Below are 9,657 nucleotides of genomic sequence, written 5' to 3' on the forward strand. Positions count from 1 at the left end.
TCTATGGTCTTGGCCCTCTTGGACATGGGTACCTCTCACTCTCTGGAGAGACTCACGAACCGGTTTGGGTGACGTGCGAGCAGTACGGCGGGCCCCACGAACGAACAGCGCGTCCCACCGCCAGGAGCGCACGCATCTTGCCAGCTTCCGTTCCCGGCCAGCAAGGCTCTGGACGTCGGGTGGTCTTGCCGACGCTGTCGCGGATGGCGGCCGCCGATCCTTTGAGCCGAGCGGCCCACCTGGTCCGGGTGTTGTGGGTGTCTCCTGCGGGAGCGGTTCACGCCCCGCGCTTCTTGCTCTTAATTTGTCTGGCTGAGCCACCTCCACCGCATGACCTCGACGACCTCCAGCTCGACCGGCCCCTGCCCCGCGCTCGCGCCGCCGGCGCCTGGTATCCCCTCGACACCGTCAGCCGCCACGCCCCCGGCCGCTGGCACGACACCCACCACGCCCTCACCGCCGGGCACCGCAAGGCCCTCCAGGGCGGATCCGTCCAGAGTCTGCGGCTGTGAGGCTCACGGCGACTTGACCGGGAGATAGTTAGCCGCCATATTACTTCTCATGAGTGACGAGGATCCGAACCCCGACGCTGCACCCACGCTCGAACAGGCGCGGAAGCAGATCGCACGCTACGGGCTTGAGGCCGACCCGCAGGCGGTGCTCGTCGCGGTGCGCCTGATGGCTGCCGGGGCGCGCCTGGACCGGGCGTCCGAAGTGCACTTCGCGCGTTCCGGGCTGTCGACCGGGCGCTACCGCCTCCTGGTGGATCTCGAGGACAGCGACGGGGAGAAGTCGCCTTCGCAGCTCGCCAAGGGTCTTGGCGTCTCGCGCGCCACGGTGACCGGCCTGGTCGTCGGCCTGGAGCGAGAGGGTCTGGTGGCTCGCCGCGCCTCGACGGAGGACGGGCGGGGCGCAGTAGTCGTACTCACGGCGCGCGGCAGCCAGCGGTTGCGCGACATGGCCGCGGACCACTTCGCACGGCTCGAGGCACTGGTCGGTGGACTGGCCGCCGACGAACGCGGGCTGTTCCTCGACCTCCTGGAGCGGATCACTCAGCGGATCGGCGCATTGACTGCCGAATAGCTGCGGCACAGCTGCGGCCTCACTTCCGCGCGGGGGTGGCTGTCTTGACCGCGCGCGACACCCTCCCACACCCTAATAGTTAGCCTCCTAATCAATTACTTAGCCAGCTAATTATTTTCGAGGAGTCACATGAGCACCCCTCCCAGTACCGCCCAGCGCGGTATCGCCACGCGTCCGTTCACCCTGTGGAAGGAAGTCGCGACCGCCTATCTGGCCCCCGCGCTCACCGCCGGACTCGGCGGATTCCTCAGCGGCCAGCCCGAACTGACCACGGCCGCCTTCACCTCCATCGGGGCCACATCGGCCTTGGTGGCCTGCATCGTCGGCGGATGGCTGCACCGCCGTGGCCGACCCCGACGCTGGACGGCCTCGGCGCCACGACCGGTACTCACCCTCGGACTTGCCATCACAGCGGTCGGAATCGCCGGCCTGGCCGCATGGTTCGGATCCGACTGGCTGCCGTCGCACACACCGGTGCCCGATGCCGGATGGCTGGAGCGGCTGCGGATCGACCTGCCGCTGTCGGCCGGCCTGGCCACCGCCATCGTCACCTGGCGGTGGCACGGCACGACATCCCGCCAACAGGCCTGACCCAGCCCTTCCCGTCCGATTCCTTCAGACCACCACTCACGAAGGGCACACTGTGATCACCATCATCGGCGCCACCGGCGCCACCGGCAGCGCCCTGCTCCGGCGGCTCATCGAACTCGAAGTCCCCTGCCGCGCCGTCAGCCGTACGCCCGACAACCTGCGTACCGCCATCGGCACCAACACGTCGGTCGAGATCGTCGGTGCGGACGCCGCCGAACCCGAGACGCTCCGCGACGCGTTCCAGGGATCCACCCAACTGTTCCTCGCCATGGCCAACAGCCCGCGTCAAACCGAGCTCGAGACCAACGTGATAGACGCCGCAGCCCACTGCGGGGTACGGCACGTGGTCAAACTCTCCGCCCCAGCAGCCGAGCCCGCCTCACCTGTGGCCATCTCGCGCAGCCACTGGCGGGTCGAGGAACACCTGGCGACAACCGGAATGACGGCCACGCTGCTCCGGCCCTACGCATTCATGCAAAAGCTGCTCCTGAGCGCCCCGGCGATCGCCGAGGGCGTACTCATCGGGGCCATGCGCGAGGCACCCTGCAACTACATCGACGTCCGGGACATCGCCGACGTCGCCGCCGAGACCCTCCTGCGCCCCAGCCTTGCCGGCGCCACCTACAGCCTGACCGGCCCGCGGGCCTTCAGCCAACCCGAGCTCGCCCGTCTGCTCGGCGAGCTGACCGGCCGCCCCGTTCGCTCCATCGACCTGCCACCAAGCGAGTTCCACAGACACCTCCTGACCACCGCGCACATGCCGCCCTGGCTCGCCGACCACGTGGTGGAGATCCAGCAACTCGCCATTGCCCGCCCGGAATCTCCCAACGACACCATCGAGACCATCCTCGGCCGCCCCGCCAGGACACTCCACGCCTTCCTCCGCGAACATCTCCACACGTTCACCAAGACCGCCTGACCGACCGCCCAACCGTCTGCTCCACCCCTCGCCCTTCTCCGGGATGCCGGTCCCCGTATCCCGGAGAAGGTATGCGAGACGGACATCGTCCGCCGGCCCCAAGCCCCGGTACCCCCGCCAGGCCGACTGCTCTGTCGGCCCGGTGGGGGTATCGGCGGCCCATCACCGTCGTGGTGACCGCCGCAAGCCCGGCCACGTGCGGGAAAGCGGGCGCCGGCGCTCGACCGCGGGCCGTACCGGGCGGGCACCAGGAGAGCAGACGTGGCCGGCGCCGGTGGGGGTGGAGCGAGGCGCCCGTACACCGGGACCGCGTGCACGCCGAGTGGGGCACATCTTCGTCGGCTGGGGTCGACAGCCGGAGATCCGACCGCCGAAGCGACCTGCGACGACGACGCCCCCGACACGAGGGACGTGCCGGGGACGTTCCAGGGGCGGGCCGGTGTGTGACTACGAAAGCACCGTGACAGGCCGAGCGGGCAGTGCCGACGACAGGAAGATTTTGGTTCCCGTTCGGTGGCTCCGCCCGTTAGCCCTGGCCACCGACCCCGCATTCCGGGTCACGCCAGTTGCTTTCCTGTCTGCCGATCAGGTCTCCCGCTGCAGCCGGGTCGCAGCCGATCGGCACGGGGAAACAGTCGGTCCGTCCGGTACCGGATGCGCCAGGCTGAGGGCAAGCGCGAGTGTGGCGGGCAGCAGACCGCGAGGATCACCGCCAGGGGCACGGCGAAGCAGACATGCCATGATCTCTTCGCGGCGGCTGAGCCTGCTGGCGGCGCACAGAGCGCTCCTCGGGTCCTCCGCTCCCTCCGGCCGCACTTGGGCCCGATTCCTTCCGTACCCGCCCGGCCTACAACCGGATCACCATGCCGTTCGGATCGACCCGCCCCGATCACGCCAACGAAAGCGCCGGGGCCTTCCAGCCCCGCGCTGTCGCGTGCCCTCGCCCGGTAGGCGGGAGAAACTCGAATCCTGGCTGCCCACCATCGCGTCCGGCCCCCCTCCGGAGCCCAGCCCGTTATGTGCACGCACGCCTATCGAGCACGTGCCCACGCTGCGGCGCGTCAATGCTCGCAGGACGGCCGGACGCGGAACAGCTCGGTCCGCAGCACGGGAGTGCCGTCGACTGGTGTCGGGTCCTCCGTGGTTGGTTCGATGCCTCCGGTGGCGACCTTGTCGAGTGTTGCCAGGCCGTCGGCGCCGACCGTGCCGAACACCTTGTAGTTCGGTCGCAGCGCGGAGTCGCCGTAGACGACGAAGAACTGTGAACCGTTCGTGTCCGGACCGGCGTTGGCCATCGCCAGCAGGCCGCGCCCGTAGAGGCGGCGCGCGCCGGTCGGATCGGTCGGTGCCGGCGGCAGGTCCACCGGCAGCTCGTCCTTGTACTTGTAACCGGGCCCGCCCTCACCGGTACCGGTCGGGTCGCCGCACTGCAGGACCTTCAGCGTCGGGTACGCCGTCAGACGGTGGCACACCGTACGGTCGTAGAACCCGTGCCGTGCCAGGTGCAGGAAACTCTGGACCGTGCACGGCGCCTTGGCCCGGTCCAAGTGCAGCGGGAGCGGGCCCTGGCTGGTCGGAACAGCCATATCGACCGTGCCACGACTGGGGGTGCGCCGCGGGTCGGGCGGCAGCGGAACCGAGCGCGCCGGCGGCTCGTCCGGGGTCTGTGTGTACTGGCAAGGGCCGTGCGTCGTGCGCGGTGGAGCACCGTCGGAAGCGGTGGCGACGCTCCCCCCGGACACGACTAACGCCACGGCCGCGAATCCGCTGATCAGTACCCGTTTCATCTCGCACGCCCTCCCGATGATCGCCAAGTCCCGAAGCCGTCGCAGTCTAGGGCGTGGGTTTGGTCCGCGGGAACAGTTGACGGAAGGAGGTTGGCCCGGCCGACCCCAGGGTCCTCGCCCTCCAGCTGACGTCCTTGCTCGACGGAGCCACTGGCGCTGTAGGCGCCGCCAGCCACACCACAGGCTCCAGACGGCCCTCACGCGGCTCCGCCAGCCGCTTTCACACCGTCCGAACCCGTCACACCGGCAGCCTCCGCCAACAACCGACGGGCCACCACCCCGCGCCAACCAGCTGCCCTCACCCGTTCACACAAGCATCGTCAGACCCGTCTGATCTGCGCGTCGCCCGTCGCCCCGGGCTTCCCCGCCTGGTCCACGGGATGGCGGGCTCCCCTCGCCGCCAGCGTGGCCCAGCAGCACGCGAGATTGAGACTCCCGATGCGAACGATGTTGCCGTTGGCGACGAAATCCGCAGCTTCTATGCTGCTCTAGCGATGATGTCATCTGAACTATGTACGATCAACAACGAATTCGATAGCCTCGCGTCATGTCTGAGCCGCTGACCCGCCCGCCCCTTTCCGCCACCGAACGGACCCGTCACCGCCGCCTGCGCGAGCAGGGAAGGTCCGACCGGTCCGAGCTGGACTCGGTACTCGCCGCCGGATTTCTGTGCCACCTCGGGGTGCAGGTGGCGGGCCGCACCATGGTCGTGCCCACGGTGTACGGCACGGACGGCGAGACGCTGTACTTCCACGGCTCGGCGGCCAGCCGCAGCCTGGTGGAGGCCCCGCAGAGCACGGTGTGCCTGACTGTCACCCACGTCGACGGCCTCGTCCTGGCCCGGTCGGTGTTCGAGCACGGCGTGAACTACCGCAGCGCCATGGTCTACGGCATACCGCGCCTCGTCACCGACCCCGAGGAGAAACTCGCGGGCCTGCGCTGCCTCACCGAGCACATCACCCCGGGTCAGTGGGACTACGCGCGCGGCCCCAGCCGGAAGGAACTGGCGGCGACTTCCCTGCTCGCACTCTCCCTCGACGAGGCTTCGGTCAAGGTCGCCGCCGGCCCACCGGAGGACGGTGAAGGACCTGACGCCGGGCTCGGCATCTGGGCCGGCGTCCTCCCTCTCCACACCACCTGGGGCACACTCGAACCGGGCCCCGCGCTCTCCCCGGACATCACCGCCCCAGCACACCTCACCCGACGCCAGAACAGCCCCGCCTGCGGAAGCGGAGACAACGCGTTGATCGCTGGTCGCTGACGGGTATACCGAGCGGCATCTCGCCTCGTGCGCGCGTGGGTGGGCCGCGGGTCCCGCCCGCCGGCCCAGCACGTGCGGGGGGACGCAAGCAGCACGCTGTCGAGACCTTCAACTCACGCGCCTTCCCTGTCAGTTACCGGCCGCTCCCACCAGCGTGACCATGACTTCGATCGCCTCGCGGTCCGTCAGACCCTGCTCCCGGCAGAGCGAACGCCAGGTCGAGAACGCCGCCGCATGACCGATCACCGCCCGCCGGACGGGCTCGCCTGCCGTCGGCCACGCGTCTGCCAGCACCTCGACGCAGCGCCTGTTCCTCGCCTCCCAGGCCTCGCGGATCGAGTCGGGCGCCGCGTGCAGGTCGCGGCTGACCAGCGTCAGCATCTGCTCGCCCGCGCGGTAGAAGCGGTAGAGGTCGGCGAGCCCGGCCGTCAGCCGTTCGACCGGATCCCCGATCGCACCCCATTCCTCGGGTTGGGGCGGCTGCTGCTGCGACAGCCAGTGCCCCGAGCACGCCTGGAAGAGCGCGGTCTCGTCGGGGAAGTGCCGGTAGACGGTCAGCCGGGTGACCCCGGCGCGGTCGGCGATCGCCGCGATGCTCGTCGCCGCCGGGCCCACGGTGCCGTGCAGATGTACGGCGGCCTCGACGATGCGCTGTCGCGTCAGGCCCACGCCTTCGGCGCGTTTACGCATCTCGTAGCCACGCGTGTTCGATGAACGCTGCTGATCACTCACCTGTTGACGCCCTGCGATCCGAGGCGGAGACTTTTAGGTGAACACCAGTGTATCTCCAAATTGTGTGGAGGAGTGATCACCATGACAGAGCCGCTGGCCCCGCCACTCACCATCGTCCGCCCCGGCGAGGGAGGTGAGGGCTACCTCGGCTCGATCGGGGTCGCCTTCAAGCTCTGGGGCGCCGACACCAACGGCGCGGTCTCCGTCGTCGAACACCCCTTCCCGGTCGGGGCGCTGGTACCACCGCACCTCCACACCCGGGAAGACGAGTACTCGATCGTCACCGAGGGCGAGATCGGCTTCCGGTCCGGCGACCGCGAAGTCGTCCTGGGCGCGGGCGGCTACATCACCAAGCCGCGCGGAGAGCTGCACACGATGTGGAACGCCGGTCCTGTCCCTGCCCGGATGATCGAGATCATCAGTCCGGCCGGCTTCGAGCACTGCTTCCGCGAACTGGCCGAGATGCTCGCCGACGGGCCGCCGCCGACGGAGGACGCGATACCGGCGCTCGCCGCCAAGTACGGGCTTCAGTTCGGGCAACCCGACTGGCTGCCCGACGTCATCGCACGGTACGACCTGACCCCGCCCTTCAGCACCTGAGCGAGCCAGGACCTGTCCGGCGGATCTTGAGAAGCCGGTCAGTACTCCTCGTCGGGATAGCCCCATTCGACCTTCGCGCTCGCACCGGGAGCCACCTCTGCGACGGTCGCCGCGAAGAGGCCTTCGAAAAATGCGGGCGCCACAGTTGACATCCTCGCCCACCTAAAGGAGGGCGATTCCCGTCTGGCCCGCCGTTGTCCGGCGGGGCTCCGGGTGGGTTCCTGCTTCTCTGCGCTGTGCCGGGACAAGTCCCGGTCTTACCTGCGCTCGACAGGCTGACACCGCCAGTCCGGCGGCCTTGGCGACGTTGACCGCCGCGTTGATGTCCCGGTCAAGGACAGACCCACACGCCTCGCACGTCCACTCTCGGACGTGCAGGGGCTTGGGGCCGTCCTTGACGCCGCACTGCGAGCAGACCTGAGAGGTCGGCTCGAAGCGGCCGATGCGGTGGAAGGTGCGCCCGTACCGGGCGGCCTTGTACTCCAGCATCGCGACGAACGTGGCCCATCCGGCGTCGTGGACGGACTTGGCCAGGCGCGTCCGGACAAGTCCCTTGACCGCCAGGTTTTCCACTGCCACCGCTTGGTTTTCGCGGATCAGCTTGATGGAGAGCTGGTGGTGGAACTCGCGCCGTGCGTCGGCCACCCGTGCGTGAGCGCGGGCGACCTTGATGCGGGCCTTGGTTCTGTTGTTGCTGCCCTTCGCCTTGCGGGCGAGGCGCTGCTGCTCGCGCTTGAGTTTCTTCTCGGCCCGGCGCAGGAAGCGGGGGCTGTCGATCTTCGTACCGTCGGAGAGGATCGCGAAGTGCGACAAACCGAGGTCGATTCCGACCACGGCATCCGTGGTGGGCAGCACCTCGGTCTCGGAATCGACCACGAACGAAGCGAAATACCGACCGTCCGCGTCCCTGACCACGGTCACCGTGGACGGCACAGAGGGCATGGTGCGGGACCACTTGACCCGCACGTCCCCGACCTTGGGGAGCCGTAGCTTCTCGCCTGCCGTGATCTTCCATCCGGCGTTCGCGGTGAACCTGACGGCCTGCCGGTTGTCCTTGCGGCTCTTGAACCGAGGCGGTCCCATCTTGGGGCGCTTGCCCTTGAGGCCGTCGAAGAAGTTCCGGTATGCGGTGTCCAGGTCCCGGAGGGACTGCTGGAGGATCACGGAGGAAACCTCGCCGAGCCGTGTGCGTTCCGGCGTCTTCTTTGACGCCGTGAGCTGCCGGGACAGCTCACCCGACGGGACGAACGGCAGCCCCGCAGAGCGGGCGGTCTCACGTACGCGAAGCGCATCGTTGAAAACCACACGCGCACACCCGAATGCCCTGGCCAGCGCGATGCGTTGAGGACCGTTCGGGTACAGGCGGAAGCTGTACCGGAGTTGCATGTGGATCACCGTACTCCAATTGGCTCATGTCACCGCGATGGAGCCCAAACCCTGACGTACGCACCGGTCGACACGTCGTTTACAACCTGCATGTCCATTTGGTTTTCGTCACGAAGTACCGGCGCAAGGCCATGACCGATGCCATGCTGATCCGCACCGAAGAGATCATGCGAGAGGTCTGCGCCGACTTCGAGGCCGAGCTGAAACAATTCAACGGCGAGGACGACCACGTGCACCTGCTGGTGCACTACCCGCCGAAGGTCCAGCTCTCCAAGCCGGTCAACTCGCTCAAGGGCGTCAGTTCCCGAAGGCTGCGCCAGGAGTACAGCGCGCATGTCCGCCGATACCTGTGGGGCGGACACTTCTGGTCCGGCTCCCACTTCGCAGGGTCCTGCGGTGGCGCACCACTTACCGTGGTCAAGCAGTACATCGAGAACCAGAAGCGGCCCACCTGACCGTTACCCCGGAGGCGCAGCGAACTCCGGCGCTTCGCGCCTCCAGACCAAGGATGGCCTTCACCCCCGCCCCAAAGGGCAGAGCACTGGCCAAGATCAGAGGTAGAAGGCACCACCGACAGCGCTCGGCTCAGGGGTCGGTGAATTGGTCGCCCTGCCATGCCGCCGCGCACAGCGAGGTCTCGGCGGCCTCGGTGTACAGGGCCGCGCTCAGCCAGGCGCGGGCGAAGTCGGTCGGGTCGGCGGGGAGTAGGCGGCCGAAGGGGTCGCGGGCGCGCCGGTTGGCGGTGCGTTGCAGTTCGGTCAGGAGATCGGCGGCGGTGGGGAGGGCCGAGCGGCGCAGCTGCCCGGCGTCGGCCGGCAGTGATCCGGGGACGGCCAGGAAGGGGCGTCCGGCGGCGACGGCCTGTTCGAGGCGGCGGCGCAGGAGGTGGAGGGGGGCCGGGTCCGCCGCCAGGCCGGTGGGGACCGGCGCGACGGGCGTCTGCGGGGCCGAGGGGAGGTCGGCGCGTTGCAGCCGGTCAAGGCCCAGGTCGACGCGCCGTGCGGGGTCCGCCGGGTGGGCGGCCGCCAGGAGTTGGAGACTGGGCCGGGGGTCCGGGAGGAGGCGGCCGACGACGCGCAGACGCGTGCCGGGCAGGGCGGCCAGCATCCGGAGGTTGTCGCGGTACGCCAGCGCGGGATGGTCGTGGGGCGCGGTGAGGCGGAGCGTCAGGTCCTCGCACGTGGCGAGGAGGCAGTCGCCGCCGGTCTCGCGGGCAGGGCCCAGGATCGTCACGTCGAGGAAGAGCAGGTCGGCGCCCGGGGCCCGGGAAGACAGGGCGCGCGCGACCTGTCCGGCGG

General features: G+C 69.1%; 9 protein-coding genes and 1 pseudogene. 6 read left to right on the forward strand and 4 right to left on the reverse strand.

Annotated elements, in window-relative coordinates; translation table 11 throughout:
* The first annotated feature begins 561 nt into the window (after positions 1-561).
* From ACWGDE_RS31460 to ACWGDE_RS31470, 3 genes are all read left to right on the forward strand, one after another.
* Positions 562-1,083 (forward strand): MarR family winged helix-turn-helix transcriptional regulator, encoded by a 522-nt coding sequence (locus tag ACWGDE_RS31460; protein WP_453392436.1) that lies wholly within the window; start codon positions 562-564, stop codon positions 1,081-1,083.
* 129 nt (positions 1,084-1,212) lie between these two features.
* Positions 1,213-1,674 carry a hypothetical protein gene (locus ACWGDE_RS31465; RefSeq protein ID WP_453392437.1) on the forward strand — a complete coding sequence of 154 codons (462 nt, stop codon included), beginning with the start codon at positions 1,213-1,215 and terminating at the stop codon, positions 1,672-1,674.
* 52 nt (positions 1,675-1,726) lie between these two features.
* A complete protein-coding gene (locus tag ACWGDE_RS31470; protein ID WP_453392438.1) occupies positions 1,727-2,593 on the forward strand; it encodes an NmrA family NAD(P)-binding protein in 867 nt (288 codons plus the stop codon).
* A 1,061-nt stretch (positions 2,594-3,654) separates the two neighbouring features.
* Here the strand turns inward: ACWGDE_RS31470 and ACWGDE_RS31475 are convergent.
* A complete protein-coding gene (locus ACWGDE_RS31475) occupies positions 3,655-4,179 on the reverse strand; it encodes a peptidylprolyl isomerase (RefSeq protein WP_453392439.1) in 525 nt (174 codons plus the stop codon).
* Positions 4,180-4,927: 748 nt separating this feature from the next.
* Between ACWGDE_RS31475 and ACWGDE_RS31480 the strand changes: the two genes are divergently transcribed.
* Positions 4,928-5,641 (forward strand): pyridoxamine 5'-phosphate oxidase family protein, encoded by a 714-nt coding sequence (locus ACWGDE_RS31480; protein ID WP_453392440.1) that lies wholly within the window; start codon positions 4,928-4,930, stop codon positions 5,639-5,641.
* A 129-nt stretch (positions 5,642-5,770) separates the two neighbouring features.
* Here the strand turns inward: ACWGDE_RS31480 and ACWGDE_RS31485 are convergent, their stop codons facing one another.
* Positions 5,771-6,373 (reverse strand): TetR/AcrR family transcriptional regulator, encoded by a 603-nt coding sequence (locus tag ACWGDE_RS31485; protein WP_453392441.1) that lies wholly within the window; start codon positions 6,371-6,373, stop codon positions 5,771-5,773.
* Between the two features lie 81 nt (positions 6,374-6,454).
* On the opposite strand from ACWGDE_RS31485, the gene ACWGDE_RS31490 reads away from it, so the two are divergent.
* Positions 6,455-6,973, forward strand: a complete 519-nt coding sequence (locus ACWGDE_RS31490; protein ID WP_453392442.1) for a cupin domain-containing protein — start codon at positions 6,455-6,457, stop codon at positions 6,971-6,973.
* A gap of 162 nt (positions 6,974-7,135) precedes the next feature.
* Here ACWGDE_RS31490 and ACWGDE_RS31495 read toward each other — a convergent pair whose 3' ends face one another.
* Positions 7,136-8,359, reverse strand: a complete 1,224-nt coding sequence (locus ACWGDE_RS31495) for an RNA-guided endonuclease InsQ/TnpB family protein (RefSeq protein WP_453392443.1) — start codon at positions 8,357-8,359, stop codon at positions 7,136-7,138.
* 26 nt (positions 8,360-8,385) lie between these two features.
* Between ACWGDE_RS31495 and tnpA the strand changes: the two genes are divergently transcribed.
* On the forward strand, positions 8,386-8,814 hold the full coding sequence (gene tnpA, locus ACWGDE_RS31500) for an IS200/IS605 family transposase (protein ID WP_453392444.1): 429 nt from the start codon (positions 8,386-8,388) through the stop codon (positions 8,812-8,814).
* 130 nt (positions 8,815-8,944) lie between these two features.
* On the opposite strand, the pseudogene ACWGDE_RS31505 reads toward tnpA, so the two are convergent.
* Positions 8,945-9,657: pseudogene (locus tag ACWGDE_RS31505) on the reverse strand (hypothetical protein); the annotation flags it as partial.

It is taken from the genome of Streptomyces sp. NPDC054956, from assembly GCF_053609185.1.